Origin of the sequence: Collinsella sp. AF02-46-1, assembly GCF_003465825.1 — a bacterium.
Taxonomy (GTDB): Bacteria; Actinomycetota; Coriobacteriia; order Coriobacteriales; family Coriobacteriaceae; genus Collinsella.
Genome location: NZ_QSBV01000010.1, coordinates 36,026 through 54,332, shown reverse-complemented (window position 1 = coordinate 54,332; position 18,307 = coordinate 36,026). Strand labels below are relative to the sequence as shown.

At 60.1% G+C, this 18,307-nt stretch carries 14 protein-coding genes; 1 reads left to right on the top strand and 13 read right to left on the bottom strand.

All coding sequences use genetic code 11. The features are described 5' to 3' along the window. Position 1: 1 nt before the first annotated feature. From DWV20_RS05535 to DWV20_RS05495, 9 genes are all read right to left on the bottom strand, one after another. Positions 2 to 733 carry an amino acid ABC transporter ATP-binding protein gene (locus DWV20_RS05535; protein ID WP_022094215.1) on the bottom strand — a complete coding sequence of 244 codons (732 nt, stop codon included), beginning with the start codon at positions 731 to 733 and terminating at the stop codon, positions 2 to 4. Between the two features lie 272 nt (positions 734 to 1,005). After that, entirely contained in the window at positions 1,006 to 1,449 is a 444-nt protein-coding gene (locus DWV20_RS05530) for a GatB/YqeY domain-containing protein (protein WP_006235801.1), read from the bottom strand. Positions 1,450 to 1,503: 54 nt separating this feature from the next. Beyond that, positions 1,504 to 2,724 (bottom strand): peptidylprolyl isomerase, encoded by a 1,221-nt coding sequence (locus DWV20_RS05525; protein WP_118256559.1) that lies wholly within the window; start codon positions 2,722 to 2,724, stop codon positions 1,504 to 1,506. 88 nt (positions 2,725 to 2,812) lie between these two features. Beyond that, positions 2,813 to 3,277, bottom strand: a complete 465-nt coding sequence (locus tag DWV20_RS05520; RefSeq protein WP_118256558.1) for a PTS sugar transporter subunit IIA — start codon at positions 3,275 to 3,277, stop codon at positions 2,813 to 2,815. 65 nt (positions 3,278 to 3,342) lie between these two features. Beyond that, positions 3,343 to 3,810, bottom strand: coding sequence for a PIN domain-containing protein (locus DWV20_RS05515; RefSeq protein ID WP_199574312.1), 468 nt, complete (start codon positions 3,808 to 3,810; stop codon positions 3,343 to 3,345). Continuing rightward, positions 3,807 to 4,151 carry a type II toxin-antitoxin system RelB/DinJ family antitoxin gene (locus tag DWV20_RS05510; protein WP_118256557.1) on the bottom strand — a complete coding sequence of 115 codons (345 nt, stop codon included), beginning with the start codon at positions 4,149 to 4,151 and terminating at the stop codon, positions 3,807 to 3,809. The genes DWV20_RS05515 and DWV20_RS05510 overlap by 4 nt, the downstream gene beginning before the upstream one ends. Positions 4,152 to 4,295: 144 nt before the next feature. Next, on the bottom strand, positions 4,296 to 4,994 hold the full coding sequence (gene purN / locus DWV20_RS05505; RefSeq protein WP_117790690.1) for a phosphoribosylglycinamide formyltransferase: 699 nt from the start codon (positions 4,992 to 4,994) through the stop codon (positions 4,296 to 4,298). Further along, positions 4,984 to 6,087: a phosphoribosylformylglycinamidine cyclo-ligase gene (gene purM / locus DWV20_RS05500; RefSeq protein WP_117790689.1), complete on the bottom strand. Its 1,104-nt coding sequence runs from the start codon at positions 6,085 to 6,087 to the stop codon at positions 4,984 to 4,986. Before purM ends, purN begins: the two co-directional genes overlap by 11 nt. Before the next feature lie 155 nt (positions 6,088 to 6,242). Continuing rightward, positions 6,243 to 7,913 carry an amidophosphoribosyltransferase gene (locus DWV20_RS05495; protein ID WP_118256556.1) on the bottom strand — a complete coding sequence of 557 codons (1,671 nt, stop codon included), beginning with the start codon at positions 7,911 to 7,913 and terminating at the stop codon, positions 6,243 to 6,245. Between the two features lie 287 nt (positions 7,914 to 8,200). Between DWV20_RS05495 and DWV20_RS05490 the strand changes: the two genes are divergently transcribed. Next, entirely contained in the window at positions 8,201 to 9,430 is a 1,230-nt protein-coding gene (locus DWV20_RS05490) for a putative ABC transporter permease (protein ID WP_118256555.1), read from the top strand. 90 nt (positions 9,431 to 9,520) lie between these two features. Here DWV20_RS05490 and DWV20_RS05485 read toward each other — a convergent pair whose 3' ends face one another. The 4 genes from DWV20_RS05485 to DWV20_RS05470 all read right to left on the bottom strand — a co-directional run bounded on the left by DWV20_RS05485 (position 9,521) and on the right by DWV20_RS05470 (position 18,122). Further along, positions 9,521 to 9,937 carry a molybdenum cofactor biosynthesis protein MoaE gene (locus tag DWV20_RS05485; protein WP_233508925.1) on the bottom strand — a complete coding sequence of 139 codons (417 nt, stop codon included), beginning with the start codon at positions 9,935 to 9,937 and terminating at the stop codon, positions 9,521 to 9,523. Between the two features lie 55 nt (positions 9,938 to 9,992). Further along, a complete protein-coding gene (locus DWV20_RS05480) occupies positions 9,993 to 10,991 on the bottom strand; it encodes a class B sortase (RefSeq protein ID WP_117640749.1) in 999 nt (332 codons plus the stop codon). A gap of 35 nt (positions 10,992 to 11,026) precedes the next feature. Next, a complete protein-coding gene (purE, locus tag DWV20_RS05475; protein WP_006235810.1) occupies positions 11,027 to 11,491 on the bottom strand; it encodes a 5-(carboxyamino)imidazole ribonucleotide mutase in 465 nt (154 codons plus the stop codon). Between the two features lie 217 nt (positions 11,492 to 11,708). After that, positions 11,709 to 18,122, bottom strand: coding sequence for a discoidin domain-containing protein (locus tag DWV20_RS05470; RefSeq protein WP_118256554.1), 6,414 nt, complete (start codon positions 18,120 to 18,122; stop codon positions 11,709 to 11,711). Positions 18,123 to 18,307 lie beyond the last annotated feature (185 nt).

Here is an 18,307-nt window from a genome sequence, read left to right as displayed (position 1 = left end):
CCTAGTGCAGAATCTTGGACAGGAACTCGCGGCAGCGCGGGTTCTCGGGGTTATCGAAGAAGTGCTCGGGCGTGCCCTCCTCCAGAATGCGGCCGTCCTCCATAAAGATGACGCGGTCGGCCACCTGGCGCGCAAAGCCCATCTCATGCGTCACGCAGATCATGGTGATGTCCTCCTGCGCGAGCTCAATCATAACGTCCAGAACCTCCTGGACCATCTCGGGGTCGAGCGCCGAGGTCGGCTCGTCAAACAGGATGATGGGCTGCTTGGTGCACAGGGCACGGGCGATGGCGATGCGCTGCTGCTGACCGCCCGAGAGGTTCTGCGGATACTCGCCGGCCTTATGCGCCATACCGACGCGCTTGAGCGCGGCGATGGCGATCTCGGTCGCCTCCTCCTTGCTCTTCTTTTGCAGCTTGATGGGCGCGAGCGTCAGGTTGCCCAGCACCGTCATGTTGGGATACAGGTTGAACTGCTGAAACACCATGGAACTATACTTGCGAGCCATCTCCAGGTGATTCTTTTTTGTGAGCGGCGTACCGTCGATGACGACCTCGCCCGAAGTGGGCTCCTCCAGATAATCGACGCAACGGATGAGCGTCGACTTACCCGAACCGGAAGGCCCGATCATTACGAGCTTCTCGCCGCGCTTGACGGTGAGATTGATATCTTTGAGCACATGCAGGTCGCCAAAGTACTTGTTGAGATGCTTGATCTCGATCATGTCTGCCATGAATGTCCCTTCCCTGCGTTTACACGAGTTGAACTATTGTACGGAAAGAACCACGTTTCCGCAGCCCACACTACATTCCCGTAAAGAACCCGCAATCTTCCACCCACTCATTGGGCACTCGGGCACTCATTGGGGACAGACTTAAATGAGTACCCGGGAAGTGGGCACTCATTTAAGTCTGTCCCCAATGAGTGCCCTTCAGCTGCCATCAAAAAAGGGGCGCGACCGCAATGGTCACGCCCCCTCAACATCAACTATATGCCGCTCGGTCCCTACGCGAGTTTGGCTCCAACGATCTTTGCTGCTGCCGGCTTATCGAAGTTGCCGCCAGTGGCCTTACCCAGAGCGCCCATGACCTGGCCCATCTGCTTCTTGGACGTGGCGCCCAGCTCGGCGATGACCTGCTCGATCAGGGCCTCGAGCTCCTCGCCCGAAACCTGCGCGGGCAGAAGGCTCTCCAGAATCTTGACCTGCTCGGTCAGGTTGTCGGTACGCTCTTGGTCGGTGCCGGCCTTGATGGACATTTCCAGCGTCTCGCTCGTCTGCTTAATCAGACGCTTGATCATGCTGTTGACGTCTTCCTCGGTCACATCGCGGCGCTCGTTAACCTCGATATTCTTCACCTCGGCCTTGACCTGGCGAATGATGGACAGGCGAACCTTGTCCTTAGCCTTCATGGCCGCGATCATTTCCTTCTGCAGTTCTTCGTTGGTCATCTGCAAATCCTCCTCAATAGTGCGGGCGGCACTCGCACGAGCGCCGCCCCATGATTACTTAGTCATCGACGAATCGTCGGTCGAACTCTTGGTGACGCCCTTCAGGCTCACGTTATAGGGCACGTCCTTGGGCATGGGGTTGACGGTGATGTCGGCATCTTTTTTGTACTGCTCCAGCCAATCGCTGTACGCGGCGCTTGCCGCCTGCGTCTTCACCACGTTGGAGACGTACTTCTTGATGTCCTTGGGCACCTGTTTAATGTCATCGACCTGGCTATCGACATGGAAGTAGTCGGTGCACTTGATGATGTGGTAACCATACGTCGACTCGACGACGTCGCTCACGTCGCCCTTGTTAAGGCCTTCGAGCGCCGCCTGATAGCTGTCGACGAAGGTGGTGAGCTTGTCCCAGCCCACATCGCCCTTCTTATCCTTGGAGCCGGTATCGTCGGAGTACTGCTTTACGGCGTCCTCAAAGCTCAGCTCGCCGGAGTTAATCTTGTCCAGGCACTCCTGCGCCTTGGCCTTGGCGGCGGCCTTGTCCTCGTCGGAAGCATCAGAATCGACCTTGATCAGGATATTCGACGAACGACGGGCGTCATTGTAGTTGGACAGGTTCTCATTGATGTAATCGACAATCTCGCTGTCCTTGGGCTTGCTGGTGGGTGCCACGGCATCCTTGAGCTTCTGCTGCGCCAGACTCTCCTTGAGCGAATCCTTGTAGGTGTCCTCGGTGTAGCCGTAGGTCTTAAGCGTCTTCTTAAAGGTCTTGGCGCCGCCCGCGCTCTTGCACGCGTCCTTCCAAGCCTTCTCGACCTCCTCGTCCGACACCGTCACGCCGTTCTCCTTCTGTGCCTGTTGAAGCAGAATCTGCTGCGTGTAGGAGTCGATGAGTTGCTTGCGGTACTTCTTGGGCGTAAGGTCGTTGTTGACCAGGTACTGCGCCCAATCCTTGTCCTTGGTATAACCATAGGACGTGCGCATGCTCATGATCTGCTTGGTCACGGTATCCTCGGTGAGGTTGGTGCCGTTGATGGTGGCGGCAACGCCGCCGGTGAGCTTGTAGCCCGAGGTGTCCTCGGTCTGCGACATAAGACCGGAGCACGCCATGGCCGAGACGGAAAGCAACATTGCCAGCACGCCGATAACCACCAGAACAATCTTGACGGTCTTAGACACGTACGTCTTGCGCTGCTTCTTACGAGAGCTGGAGGCAGCGCGAGTCTGCTGCTCGGGCGTCGGCGCGGCCTCGGAGTTCTTTTTCTTATTTGCCATAGTTGGCCTTTCGCATAACGAATCGAACAAACGCCATTGTGTCACAACGCGGCCCCCGCGACAAAAGGAACGTCCCCAGGGGCCGGATTTAAAAGTGGCGGCGGATGGCTTCGACCATGCCTTGGGGCGTGGTCTGGCCGAGCACATCGGCCGCGGTGTCCGCGTCCATAAAGATATTCATAAGCGCTTGCAGAGCCTCGACCTGGCCGCCCGGCTCGGCAATGCCCAAGTTGATGACGATCTGCGCCGGCACAGGGGCACCCATGCCCGCCATAGCATTGAATGTCACGGGCGTGGCCGGCTTCACCACCGCGATGTAGGGCTTAGCCACAAACCCCGGATCGGTATGCGGGATGGCAATGTTGGCCGCCGGCATGGCAAGCCCTGTGGGATAGGCATCCTCGCGCGTGCGGACGGCGTCGAGCCAACCGGTGCCAATGTAGCCGCGTGGAGCAAGTTCGCCTTCGAGTCGCGCAAACACCTCATCAGGCGTCGCACACTCCCAATCAAAAAACACCAGCTCAGGCGTAAACAGCGCTTCGTTATCCGCCATATCGTCCTCCAAAGTTGCATGAGGGCCACAATGCTCAATATGATAGCGAAACGGAGTATGCAAGGTTAGCCGAGGATCCCGATGAGCTCGAGTGCGCGCGCGGGCGTCAAGCATACCTCGGGCATCGCCTCCAACATGCGTCGGTCGCTCGTGATTACGTAGTCGACATCCGCCGTATCGCCCGATGCAATGATGAGATTGTCCTCAAGGTCCGGCATACGCTTGCCAAGCATACGCGCCATCTCGCATTCCGCCAACGAAAGCGGAGAAGCCGTTGCCACCTGCATCATATGCTCGATACAGGCCCATGCAGCCGGACCGAACGGAGCGTTAACCCCATTCACATTCCGCTGAGCTAGACGCCGCGGCACAATGTAGAACAGGTCCTTTGCCGTCGTTGGCGCGTACAGAAGGTCAATCTTTCCCGCCTCGGCCAACTCAATCAATCTTTTCGCCTCGTCGAACGCTCCCTCTTGCAGGTAATAATCGAGCCAAACGTTTGTGTCTACCAAGAGTCGTTTTGCCGCAATCATCGGCAATTCGCCTCTATGCCAGCGATCATCGCATCGTACATGTCGTCGCGTACGGCACCCCAGTTGTCTGCCGATGATTCAGCTGGCGCAAAATCCGCCGCGCTCAACCCCAATGAGAAAAAAGCCAGCCCGCATCCCTGCTCGGCCAGACTCTCCGCACGGGGTGCCTCGCACCTATCCTCCACCATAAATCCTGGCAACGTCTGATGCTCGACAAGGTAGGTCCAAAGCGCACGAATAGCGTCACTCGACCCCAGCCCATTGCGAGTCAGGACCGCATCGCCGCCAGCCTTGAGCATAGGGTCGATTCGCGTGTTGAGCTGCACTGTTGCTGTTGCCATGGCGACTCCTCTCTGCTTGCTAGCAGTATAGCAAACTTGAGAGGCCACACAAAAAGAGCCCCGCCCGCATACGGACGGAGCCCTATCAACTTTTTTCGATCGCTTGCGTCCCAAAGAGCGCTCAGCGAACTCTCTTACACGCGACTAGCGTGCCGCATCAATTGCCACTTTGCCGCTCTCCAGCACGTGGACGCGGCCGTCGGCGAGCATCTGCACGACCTCGGGATACAGTACGTGCTCAATCGCGTGGATGTGTTCCTCGAGCGTGTCGACATCCCAGCCCTCCTCGACAGCCAGCGCGCGCTGGGCGATGATGGGGCCGTTGTCGTAGACCTCGTTGGCAAAGTGCACGGTCACGCCGGTCACCTTGACGCCGCGCGCAAAGGCATCGTCGATCGCATGCGCGCCGGTAAAGCTCGGCAGCAGCGCCGGATGCAGGTTCACCACGCGGTTGGGAAACGCCGCCAGCAGCGGCGTGTGCACCATGCGCATGTAGCCGGCCATGACCACATACTCGCAGCCGCGCTCGAGCAGCTCGTGCGCGATGATCTCGTCGGCGGCGATGGGGTCGGCATAGACATCCTTGGACAGCGTCAGCGTCTGGATACCCGCACGCTCGGCACGCTGCAACCCCTTGGCCGAAGGACGGCTCGACACCACCAGCTCAATCGAAGCATTGAGCTTGCTGGCAGCGATCAGGTCAATCAGCGCCTGCAGGTTGGTGCCAGAGCCGCTGATGAGCACGCCGATCTTGAGCGGCTCGGCCGTATCGGTGCCGGTCGGACGGGTGTAGGGCACAAAGCCCAGGCCCTCGGCAGCAGCCATCTGCTCGCTAGCGCTCATCGGAGTACACGACCTTACCGGAACCCTCGACGCACTCGCCCACGCGGAACGGCTTCTCGCCCAGCGCGACCAGGGCCTCGGTCACGGTAGCCTCGTCCTCGGGGGCAACGATCAGGCACAGGCCGACGCCCATGTTGAAGGTCTTGCATGCCTCGTTGGGCGCGAGCTCGGCCTGACGCGACACGTAGGTGATGACGGGCGGAATATCCCAGCCCATCTCGGCACCGTTGCGGGTGACCACGGCATCGACATCGTCGGCGAGCGCGCGGTTGAGGTTCTCGGTAATGCCGCCACCGGTGATGTGAGCAATGGCGTGCACGTTGACGTCGCCACGCAGCAGCTCCAGAATCGGCTTCACATAGATGCGCGTGGGAGCCAGCAGAGCGTCGGCCAGCGAAGCACCGCCGAGCTCCTCGAGCGGACGGCTCAGCTCCTCGGCCTTAGCGGCGGCCTCGGGCGTGCCCGGTTTGATGCCGTCGACGCCGATGACCTTGCGCACGAGCGAGTAGCCGTTGGAGTGCACGCCGGTGGAAGGCAGACCCAGGATCACATCGCCGGGGCGAACGTTCGCGGGGTCGAGCATCTTGGGACGGTCGACGACGCCCACGGTAAAGCCGGCGAGGTCGTAGTCGGCGGGAGCCATGACGCCGGGGTGCTCGGCCATCTCGCCGCCCACGAGCGCGCAGCCCGCGAGCTTGCAGCCATCGGCCACGCCCTTGATGATCTTTGCCATGTGCTCGGCCTCGATGTGACCGATGGCAACGTAGTCCAGGAAGAACAGCGGCTCGGCGCCCGAAGCCAAAATGTCATTGACGCACATGGCGACCAAGTCCTGGCCCACCGTCTCGTGACGGTCCATGATCTGGGCGAGCACGAGCTTGGTGCCTACGCCGTCGGTGCCGCTAATCAGGATCGGGTCTTCCATATCCTTAAGCGCGGCGGCCGAGAACAGGCCGCCAAAGCCACCGATGCCGCCGATGACCTCGGGGCGGTTGGTGTCCTTGACCATCTGCTTAATAGCGTCGACGGCGCGGCCGCCCTCGGCGGTATCGACGCCGGCGTCCTCGTACGTCACATGCTTGCTGTCGCTCATCTGAGCCTTCCTCTCCCACTACCGTCTGACGAGCAGGCGCCAAACGGTGCTCATAGTTGCGCCATTTCGGCGCGCGCCATAACAGCACGCGCCGTCATATCAACAAAACAGCAGGTAAAACCTACCAAAATAAACCTGTCCCTACATGGCAGGTTTTAGGCCTCGCCGTGCTCCTCTTCCCAGCTGCGGTCGACATATTTCTCGACCACGGCGTCGTCGTCAAAGTACAGCGGCTTGTCCAGGTTGCGGGGCTTAAAGCCCTCCATGAACTTATCGCGGCCAAAGCTCTCGGGAATCGCCACGGGATAGCGGCCGGTAAAGCACGCGTCGCAGTAGCCGCCCTTGGGCATGACCTTCAGCAGGCCCTCGACCGAAAGGAAGGCCAGCGAATCGGCGCCAATGTACTCGCAGATCTCATCGACCGTCTTGTTGGCACTGATGAGCTGCGACTGCACGTCGGTATCGATACCGTAGAAGCACGGCCAGATGACCTCGGGCGAGTTGATGCGAATGTGAATCTCCTTGGCGCCGGCGTTGCGCAGCATCTTGACGAGCTGCACCATGGTGGTGCCGCGCACAATGGAGTCATCGATGACGACCAGGCGCTTGCCCTCGATGTTGTCGCGCAGCGGGTTGAGTTTCATACGCACGCCCATGGCACGCAGCTCCTGCGTAGGCTCGATAAACGTACGGCCCACGTAGCGGTTCTTGATAAGGCCCTCACCAAAGGGAATACCGCTCTCGTGCGAATAGCCCTCCGCGGGCGGCAGGCCGGAGTCGGGCACGCCGATGACCAGGTCGGCCTCGACGGGCTCCTCATGTGCCAGCTGACGACCCATGTCATAACGGCAAGCGTAGACGCTCTTGCCGTTCATGATGGAATCGGGGCGAGCGAAGTAGACCTGCTCAAAGATGCAGTTAGCAGGCTCCTCGGCGGCAGGCACGCCCTGCTCGGACACAAGGCCCTCGGCGCTGATGCGCAAAATCTCGCCGGGACGGACGTCGCGGACGTACTCGGCACCCACAATGTCGAGCGCACAAGTCTCGGAGGCGACGACCCAGCCGCCGGCGCGGGTGACATGGGTGGCAACGTCAACCGTCGCGGCGCCGTCCTGCGACGGCAGCTGCGAAACGGCTGCGGCATCGGCCTGGTCCAGACCCTCGTCCACCAGCTTGCCCAGCACGAGCGGGCGAATGCCGTGTGGATCGCGGAATGCGTAGAGCGCCTGCTCGTTGATGAGCGTCATGGCGTAGCCGCCGCGCACGAGCTCCATGGTCTTGCGAATACCCTCGCGCAGGTGGCCCGTACGCTGGGTAAAGTAGCCGATAAGCTTGGTCGCGACCTCGGAATCCGAATTGGAGAGGAACGGCACGCCCAGCTCGATCAGCTGACGGCGCAGCTCGTCGGTGTTGACGAGGGTGCCGTTGTGCGCGAGCGCGATAATGACGCTATTGATGGTAGAGAGGTGCGGCTGAGAGGCTTCCCAGCTCTTGGCGCCGGCAGTGCCGTAGCGCACATGACCCACGGCCAGCTGGCCGGAGAGCGTCGACAGGTCGGCGTTGGAGAACACGCGGTCGAGCAGGCCCAGATCTTTGCGGACCATAACCGTGCCGCCGTCACCCACGGCGATTCCAGCCGATTCCTGGCCACGGTGCTGCAGCGCACGCAGGCCAAAGTACGTCAGTCGAGCCACGTCGCGATCGGGCGCCCATACGCCGAAAATGCCACATTCCTCATGCAGCTGGTCGGAGTCCGGATCATACGTCGACATGGTGTTCACCTGTCCCGCGGCACGCTCGGCCGCGCGGATGGTTTCTTGAGACATGGTATCCCCTCAGAGCCTCGTATTTTTGGCGTTACCTGCCCTATTATACGCACGGCAAGACAAGCACTCCCGCGCATGAACAGCGCTTTTTAAAAGCCCACCGAGCTAATAATCAGTTTTGTTGCCAAACATTTTATCGGTCTGTCCAGTGCAAGCGCCCGCGCCCCCCAGATGGCCGCCGCGTCCACCGTTGGGGATTACAAAGTTGCAATTGGGACGTTCGTCCTGTCTTTTGGCAGGTCGGCGGCGTATCCTTATAACCTACAACAAAGCGAGAAAGGTTCTGTATGGATCGAAACGAACTCGACCCCAGCGTCCCCAGCGCCACAGAGGTCAAGAAGATTCCCCTCATCATTAAGGTGTACGCCGTCCTGTGCATCCTTTCCGGCGTGGGCACGCTCCCGTCGGTCGCTGCCTTTATGTGGCAGGTCATCACGGCACTTGTTAACGGCAACGCCACCGAAAAGCTCGGCGACAACATGCTGGTCTCGGTTGGACTCATCGTCGCCGGCATCATGCTCTCTGCGGCAAGTGCCGTCATCCTGATCATCTTTGGCCTGGACCTTATCAAAAACCAGCGCCGCAACGCCGCCCGCCTGTCCTACATCCTTATTGCATTCACCGTCGTCGAGCTTTTGGTCGACGTGATGCTCCAGGGCATCGGGCCCTTCCTGCTGCGTCCCGCGATCCAGCTCGGCATCCTCGTTGCACTTTCGGCAACCGTCGACCCCACGCTGCGCCAGGAGCGCGAACTGCAGCGCCGCCTGCAGGAGATGCTCGACCGTGACGCCGCGGCGGAGGGCATGCTCGGCCGCGATGAAACCGGCGAGGGCTACATCAAGCTCAACTACTTCAACCTGTTCTGGGTATTCTTCGTCTGCTGCGTGCTCGGCCTGATCGCCGAGGACATCTGGCATATGACAGTCGACGACCCGGGCGTCTACCAGAACCGCGCCGGCATGCTGTTTGGTCCCTTCAGCCCCATCTATGGCTTTGGCGCCGTACTCATGACCATGGTGCTCAACCGCTTCTATAAAAAGAACCCCATCATCATTTTCCTGGTAAGCGCTGTGCTCGGCGCGAGCTTTGAGGTGTTCGTGGGCTGGTTTATGCAGACCTCATTTGGCGTGGTCTCGTGGAGCTACTCGCACATGAAGCTGTTCGGCATGCCCGACCCACTCGCCGTCCTTACGGGCGGACGCACCTGCACGGGCTTTGCCTGCCTGTGGGGCCTGGGTGGCCTTATCTGGATCAAGCTGCTGTTGCCGAGGCTGCTCAAGCTCATCAACATGATTCCGTGGAAGAGTCGCTACTCGGCTACCGTCATCTTTACCGTCATTATGCTGGTCGACGGCGTCATGACGCTGCAGTCGCTCGACTACTGGTACCAGCGCGTCAACGGCACGGAGCCGGATATTCCCGTCGCGCAGTTCTACGGCAAGTATTTCGATAACGACTACATGGAGAACCGCTTCCAGAGCATGACCATGAGTCCCAAGGATGCGACGCGCGTGTAGCGCCCACCGCGCCCAAAACACAAAATGCCCGCCGGTATCACACGTACCGGCGGGCATTTTTATAAACGAGCCTTCTATCGACGCAAGCCTCTACGCCTCGCGCTCGACCTCGCTCACACACTCATTTTTGATGGTACCGACGAGCGCCTGCAGCGCATCGACCACATGCGGGCGAATGTCCCCGCCAATGAGCACGAGCATGATGTCGTCGCCCACGGCGAGCTCGCCACTCGCCAACCACACGCGCACGTAACCGATACCCGGCATCGCGTGCGTTGCCTCGATAGCGGCCTGCACCTTTTCGGCATCGAAGCCAAACGCCATGCCGCCCACCTTATGTCCAGGCGCCACACCATCGGTCTCGACCCCACGCACCTCGGCCTTGGGCGTCGCGCGCACCACGCCGTTGTGTGTCAGGTACATCCCACAATCAGCCGCCGAAACATCGGCCTTGGCTTCGCGCAGCCAAGCATCAACCGAAGGCATCGATTTGCCATTCTCAAACATCATTTCTCCTTTTGATTTCCAGGGCAGTCTTTTTGGGACGGGGCTCCCGGACACTTTATTCCTCGACCGGCGTGAGCACCATGACGGCGCGTGTGTTGCTCAGCGACAGCGAGCGACAGGTCACAAGCGTTACGACCTTGGTTGCCGAAGCGGCACGGTCGGTGGCATCGCTCGCCACGGCAGAGGCACCGTCGAGCATCTCGGACAGGTAATTCTTCAGTCCGTCATCGCCCTCAAAGTTGGGCGTGCGCGCCTTGGCATACGTGTCCTCGACCACCTTGGTCGCCAGCGGGCGCAACTTATACGTCGCATCGCACGTGATGTAGTACACGTATTCCATGCTGTCGAACGTCGCCTGATCGGTCGTACGCGAAATCACGTTGAACATCGAACCGTCGTTCATGTGATGGCCGTAAATCGTGGTCTGCTGATCCACCATGCCCGGCGCGGTGTCGTCGCTATCCAAGAAGATGGCTCCCGAGGCATTGGCCGTACCGTCGAACAGCGTGTTGAGGTACTTGGAGTTGTTGTTGGTCTGCACCACGGGGTAGTTGATGTTGGTGCCGGGCGCGTAAATCCAACCCACAACCTCGGGATTTGTCTGGGCGAGCGCGTTGAAGTCGATAATCGGCACGCCGCTGGCGTCCTTGTCGCTCACATATTGCTTTTCGATTTTTTGATACGACTCGCTCGCCTGCTTGTAGCCAATCTGGGCATTAATAAAGATGGCGGCCGCAGCAACGATCAGGCCAATGCCAATGATGATGAGCAGAATGGGAATGACGGAGCGGCGCTTTTTGCGCAGCGGCTCGGTATAGCTCGATGGCGCGGTATGCGCCGAAGAGCGAGGTGACTTCTTGGCCGTACTGTATGACGAAGGGCGATAAGCAGCAGGCGTATCCTGACGGCGATGGGACGTCGGCGTTACGGAACGCGGCGCGCGCGGCTGCTGAGGAGAGGATGTCCGACCCTGCTGTGCCGCATGGGCAGCACCCGGCTTCGACGGATCGGGAATCTGAGAAGCCTTGAATCGTTTTCCCTGATAATCGGACATGGCTCTCCTTATACTGCGGTGAAACGGCGGAACGCCTAGGCGTCGGCCATCTCCTGCTTCATTTTCTCGATAACCTTGCGGTACTCGGGGTCGCAAGCACCCAGAATCTGCGTGGCATAGATGGCGGCGTTCTTGGCACCGTTGATGGCAACGCAGGCCACGGGCACGCCCGAAGGCATCTGCACCATCGACAGCAGCGAATCCATACCGCCCAGGTCACTCGTCTTCATAGGCACGCCGATAACCGGCAGCGGCGTAAAGGCAGCCACGACACCACCCAGGTGAGCGGCCTTGCCGGCGGCGGCGATAATCACTTTGATACCGCGATCGGCGGCAGTCGAAGCCCACTCGTGGACCTTCGCCGGCGTGCGGTGCGCGCTCGCGATCACGAGCTCATAGGGCACACCCAGTGCCTCGAGCTCGGCGGTGCAGCCTTCCATAACGCCCAGATCGGACTTGGAACCCATGATGATCCCGACAACCGGCTTTTGATCTGCCATAAACAAAGACCTCCTGTTGAGAGCGGTGACGCGGCGAATCCGCGACCCTTAACTGCAAATAATTCAAGTATAGCCGCCGATGCTGATGTGTTCGGCGGGAGACGGAACGCTTTGCGAGATTAAGGCCGAAGGGTCGGAGCTTTCCGCCTACATTCAAAAAGCGTGCCCACCGTCCTTGGGTGGGACGGCGGGCACGCTTGCTTAGCTGTTGCTGGGGCTACTTAGCCTTGCTGCGACGATGGAAGAAAGCGCCGATCGCGGCGATGATGGCGCCAAGACCACCGACGGTCGCGACGGTCGCCGCCGTCTGGTCTCCGGTATTGGGAATCGCCGAACCGTTCTTCTTGCTGCCCTGGGCCTTGTCGCCTGCGGGCTTGCCCGCCTGGTTGCCGCCGTTCGAGCCATTGCCGGAACCCTGGTTGCCCGAGCCGCCCTGATTGCCGGAATCGGCATCCTTGAGGCTCTCAATAGCCAGCTTGAGCTGGTCATAGGCCGCCTGGAGCTGGGTGTCGGAAGCATTCTCAGCACCCAAGACGTCCTCGGCGTAGGTAATGGCATCCGTCAGGGCCTTGACAGACTCGGCCGTCTTGCCCCTAGTGTCAGTCTCCTTCGCCTGCTTGACCAGGGCCTTGAGCTGCTTCTTAGTCGGTTTCTCGACCGGGGCCACCGGGGTCTTCTCGAGCGCGCCGCGGGCGCTCTCGAGCGCCCTGAGCGCCTGGTCGACCTCGTCCTGCGTGGCTTTCTCGTCGCTCAAGATGGCGCGGGCGCTCGCCAGGGCGTTCTCGAGCGCCGTCCAGGAGGCCTCGGTGTAGTCACCGGCCTTGAGGTCGCCGGCAGCAACCTCGGCATCAACCTTTTCGATCGCGGTAGCGAGATCATCCTTCGCCACCGGATCGGGGACGGCCGTACCGTAGAACTTGAGCTCCGCCATGCTGCAGTAGGCATCAACGTTGCCACCGCCGGCGTGAATCACCTTGACGGTCACGTAGCGACCGCGCGCGGCGCCAAAGCTCATCTGTTTCCAGTCGCCACGGTCGGTGAGCACGCGGCCGTCATTGTCGAAGGCGAACGTACCCATCGACGCGGCGGTGCCCATCTCATAACCGTCGGCAGTGTCGGAGACCAGTATCTCGGCCTCGAAGATATCGCCGTTAGTGCCGCCGTCCTGGCGCGGCAGGAATGTAACGTCGGTGAGATCGTAGTCGCGGCCCAGGTCGACACTCAGATACTGGGGCATACCGGTCCCATGGGCCCAGTCGCTGTGCCAAAGCGTCCGCTCGTCGCCGTCGAGAGCGTTGACGGCGTTGCTGCCCTCGTAGTCGGCCTCACTCGAGAAGCCGGCCACCTTGACGTTCTTGCGGTTCTCGGGCGTGTTGATAAGAATCTTCTCATCGACAGGGCGCATCTTGAGGCCGTCGATTGCCTTCTCGATCTTGGCTGTGGCGTCTGCGACATCCTTCTTGCTATAGCTGCCTTGGCCGCCGTCGAGGAGCTTCTGAGCCGCCTCGACCGCAGCGGTGAGAGCTGCATAGGAATCCTTAGTGTAGACGGATTCGCTGTAGCCCGCGGCCTCGGAAAGCGCTGCCACGAGCGCAGAGGTATCGACACCAGCCTTGACTTCGACCTCATAGGATGCGGTCTTGGAGGGGTCGAGTACCGACGCCACCGTGATCTTTGCCTTGCCGGCCTTGTTGGCACGCAGGTAGTAGCTCACGCTATCGCCAGCCTGAACAGCGGAGACGCTTACCACAGAGGGGTCGGAGCTCTCGACCGTCACATAGGGGTAGCCGGCGCTCTCAGGCGTGGCCTTGGCGTCGACGAGCGTAACGTCGCCTTCAAAGAACTCGGTCTGGTTCTTGCCTAGCTCGACACCCTCGATGGCCTCGACACCCTGCGTGTAGTTGAAGTTGACCTCACGCAGTGTGAGCATCTGGTCACCCGATGCCTCAAGCGGCGTGACCTCGACCTTGGTCGCCTTCTTGCCCTTGTTCTCGGCAGAGAGGCCAAAAGCGTAGCGAGCCCGGAAGGAATCGTACTCCCCGCCCGCGAACTCTTGGGTCGAGCCATCCTCGAACGTCACGACAGCCTTGATCTTCTGCACGGTTCCGTTGCCACCGTTGCGGTTAACGACCTCGACACTATCGAGTTTCGAAGGCGTCTTAAATGCGAATGTCATCGTGGTGGGAAGCTTCACGTAACTCGGAAGCTTACCCTCGCTGTCCCAGTTGCCGCTCCAGTTCCATAGGAACTCAAAGCCGTTGTCGCCCTCGTTATTATCGAACAGCGCGTTATAGCTCTTCTGCTGGATAAGTTTCTCGACGTTGGTCCCGTCGTCGGTCGTGAGCTCATCGTTGGTCATCGTGATGTTGAAGGCATCCTGACCGTACTCGGCGACCGTTGGCTGAGGAACATCCGGCATCGTCACCGTGCCGTCGCTCGCAAACTCAAGTGCGTCGCATGCCGGACCGATGAGCCAAGATGTCGAGGGCAGTTCGACCTTGCCGGCGGTCTTGGCCTTGAGCTTGAAACTCGCCACCGCGCCGGTACCGTTGTAGAGCTTGCCATCGCCGCGGTTGGCAAAGGCGAGATTGATAGTCTGCGTTCTGTCCGCGAACTGGACCTTCTCGCGAGACAGGTTCTCCATGCCGGCAGTCGAGCCGTCCTGCGCGATGCTCTCGGACACAAACTCGAACTGGTCGCTCTTGAAGTTGACGAGAGCGCCCAGGGCGTTGACGTTCTTGGCGTCGGCCGCATAGACATCAACGGTGATCTCATCACCGGCCTCGACCTCGGTCTTGCTCGGAATCACCGCGAGCGAACCTGCGACCTTGCCCTTTTGTTTAGTGCCGCCGTCAAGACCCGCCATGGTGAACGAGTAATCGTAGACGTCGTAAACGCCGTTATCGTTGAGGTCGGCGAAGTGGTCGCGGATCTGCGAACCGAACGTCGGGGTATCGGGCTCGCGGTTCTCGAGGCCCAGATAGTTCTTCATGTTGGAGTAGTCTCCGTCGGAGATCGTGGCCTTGTTGAGGTTGGAGCCCACGGCGAAGCCATCCGTGCCGTCGGTCTTGTAGATGGCAATCTCGGACGCGGAGAAGAAATTGCCGACCGAGGCGAGCGGTGTCATGCGCACGTAACGGGCGGCCACGGTGCCGTCAAACGCTACCGTCTTACAATCAGCGGAACGTGCCCAATCGACCTCCTGGCTCGTCCAGTGGACGCCATCGAGACTCGTCTCAACACGCATCTTGGTCACAGTGCCGTTGCCGGCGTCATCGCGCGGATAGTACTCGAGCTTATCGAGCTTGTAAGCGCGTCCATAGTCAACGGTAAGCGCCTTGCCCAGATCGTTGCCACCGGAGTGGAAACCGCCGTCGCCCGACTGGAACTCATGGTCGAAGGCAAGCTCGGCCTTATGGCTGCCGTAAAGTGAGCCCTCCCAGGTGATTTCCTCGGCGTCGGGGACGTTCCGCCACGGATCGAGTGCGGAGTTCGCCTCGAGCACATCGCTCCAGGCGGAGTAACCCTCGGCGTTGCGCGAACGAATCTGGTAGGTGTGCTTGCTATTGTAGGCGAGGTCGGTGTGCGTGAACTCGGCCGCATCACCCACGGCAAACACAGTGCCGTCGACCTTAAGGTCGTAGGAGGTAGCACCATCGACCTTTCCCCAGGTGAGCTTTATGCTCGTTGGGGTCGTGACGTCCTCGGGGGCAGCAAGGTTCGTGGGTGCGGAGAGGTTCTCGTTGAGGCGATCGGCTGTGAGCGTGGCGTCGGCATTCACGAAACCGCCCAGCTCAAGCGTCTGCGCCGCTGCAGCAACATCGGTCTTCGCGAACTTGACGTAGACCTTGGGGTTCGTGGTGATCTTGGTGTTGTTAAAGCTCTCGCCCTGCTCGGCCTCGGTGCCGTCCGCATCGCTGCCGTAGTGGTTGAGGTTGGGGGTCTCGCTGTAGAAGTAGACCGCCTGGCCGGCCTCGGGGGTCGCGGCGTCAAAGGTCTCCTGCGAGTCGACCTCAACCACGTTGAGTGCGGATCCGCCGTTCTTGGCGACAACGCTCGTGGGCTTGGCGGACACATTGGCCACGAAGGTCGTGGTGCGGTTGGAGTCGTAGCCGTTGTAGCCGCCCTTCGAGGCCTCGGCGGTAAAGGTCGCGGTGCCGCCTGCGGCCTTGGAGCTGTAGACGGTGCTCACATGCTCACCGTAGGAGATATTGTCGATCGTGCCGTAGGAATCGTCCTCAGTCGTGTTGTTTTCGATGGAGGAGCCGTCGTCCTCGTACTGCGTAAAGGTGCCGTCGCCCTCGGTGGCGAAGAACTCGACGATACGCTGACTGCGGTCGGTACCCTTGGTGTTGGTGTCGCTCACTGCCTCGGGGTTGTTGTTCTCGGCGTACATCGGCACGATAGCGTTGGCCTTCACAAACAGCGGCAGCTTCCAAAGCGGAGCCTCGTAGTTGTTGAGAACCTGGCCGCCGCGATACTGCTTACCCGAGAAGTAATCGATCCAGATGGTGGGATTCTCGTCGGTGCCGTAGTTGGGGAGGTAAATCCCATTGCGAATGTCGTTGCCGTTCTCGTCTGCCTGGGTATCCTGATACACCGGTGCCACTAGGAAGTTCTCACCGAACATATACTGGTACTGCGTCGAAGTGCTTGCGGCGTACTCGGAGTTGTCGGAAAGCAGCATGGCGCGGATCATGGGCAGGCCGGCATCGCCGTTACCCGTGTCGATGTTGGCCGCCGAGGCCGCGCTCGTGTAGATATAGGGCATGAGCTGCGCCTTGAGCTTGAGGTAGAAGCGCGAGATGCCTGTGTAGGGATCGCCGTGCGTCATGGGCGATTTACGGTAGGTGCCCCAACCGTCCATGTCAAGCATAGAGGGCGTGAACGTCTTCCACTGGTAGTCACGCGCAGAGATGATGGGGTCGCCGCCAAAGATGCCATCCATGTCGGAGCCGATGTTGGGGTTGCCCGAAAGACTCTGACCGATATACGTGGGGATATGGAAGCGAATGTACTCCCAGTTACCGCCATACTGGTCGCCGGTCCAAATGCCACCAAAGCGCTGCGTGCCGGCCCAACCATCGAGCGTGATGATGTTGGGGCGCTTGTTAGCGCCGGTCGTCACCGTGTCATAAGCTGTCTTGATGCCATTAAGACCAAAGGAGTAGCCAGATCCAACCCAGGCAACGTCGGTCTTAAGGGTAGAGATGCCTCCCGTCTTGACCTCGGCGTCGAAGTCGCGAAGCAGGTGCCACGGGGTCTCGGAGTTGCTGTCGGGCTCAAGGTTGGACTGGGTCCACAAGCCCGTGCTCACACCCTTGGAGTTGGCATACTCGGTGAACTTCTTAAGGTTGTCGACATTGGCACGCACAGCGTTAAGACGGTCGGCCGAGCTCGTTCCGTCGGAGTTGACGCCGCCGGTCTTGTAGTAACCGTTCTGGCCATAGCCGGCGCCGTAGCCGTCGTTCGGCAGGAACCAACCGAGCGGCATGTCGTTGTCCTCGTAGTCATCGATAACCTGCCGAGCAGAGAACTGGCGGTCGAAATCGGTCGCTTTCATGTTCTCGGTATCAACCGAAGGGCCCTCACCGTTGAGCGTCTCGGCCGCAAGTGTGCCGTCGAGCTTGTAGCCCGTCGACATGCCAGACTCGTACTTAACGTCGCCCTTCTCGCTCGAGGACTTGCTGCCCTTGGTCTCCCACTTCTTTTGACCCGAGGTCGTTGACCAGCCATCACGGTTATAGGCATTAAGATGACCAAGGTAGAACCCGTACTCGGGCAGCAGTACCGGGTTACCGGTCACCTTGTAGTAGTCCTGCAGCATCTCGGTTGCCACGTTCGAAGCGCCCTCGTTGGTCGCCACGAAGTAGTAGGCATCAAACTCATTCTCGCTGTGCAAAGTCGTGACCGTCGATGAGTCCGTGGAACCGAAGTCGTAGGAACCCTCTGCAAACGTGTTTCGGAGTACGCCGTAGCCGTCACTCGTCCAATAAAACGGGTTGGGCGAGGCAACGCCGCCATCAGTCCAGTTGTTCGTGTTGGAGATGGCGATGGTCTGGTTGGTGTGCAGGAAGCGTCCGTTCTGGGTGCCGCCGCCAAAGAAGTTCTCGGACTTCTCCTTGGCGAGCGTCTGGACGGTACCCTTCTTATCAAGGTCGAGGGACGCGGACTCGGAAACCACGACACGGTCGCCTGACTTGATACTCATCTTGCCAGTCGCCTTGTCCAGGATCACGGTCGCCTTTCCGCCGGTGATCTCGATAGTGTCGCCCTTGTCGGCAACCGTCGCGCTCGGCTTGCTGTAGGTGTCCGAGGTATCGGGCTGAGCCTGGATTTTAGCCGTGTGGGACTTACTGCGCGGTGTGGCGTAATCGGAAAACTCACCCTTGGGGTCGACGTTATAACGGAAAATACCGTCCTCGAGGAACGTAATACGGCCCTTGATGCCGTCAGCGAAATCGATGTCGACGACATTCGAGGCAGACTGGGACACGGTCGCTGAGTCGACGCCCTTGAGTGGCGTGGCAATCGCCTGCTGGGGATTGGCAAACACGAGCGTCGCTGCAGTGGCAACGAGGACCGCGCTTCCCTTCACCCACCGTTTCGTAAAAATGGAATTCCTGCGCACCTGGGCTCCTTTCTTCCGACATGCCGAGGACGCCCCCCCCCGGCAGCATGGGAAAACGTATCAAACGGGGATGTTCGGTACATTCCGCACAATGGGGCCACCCGTTACCAAGGGGCCAACTGGTAGTAACCAGATAGCCACCTACTAGGTCATATCAATATATGGGAGCACTTGCGCAACCAAGT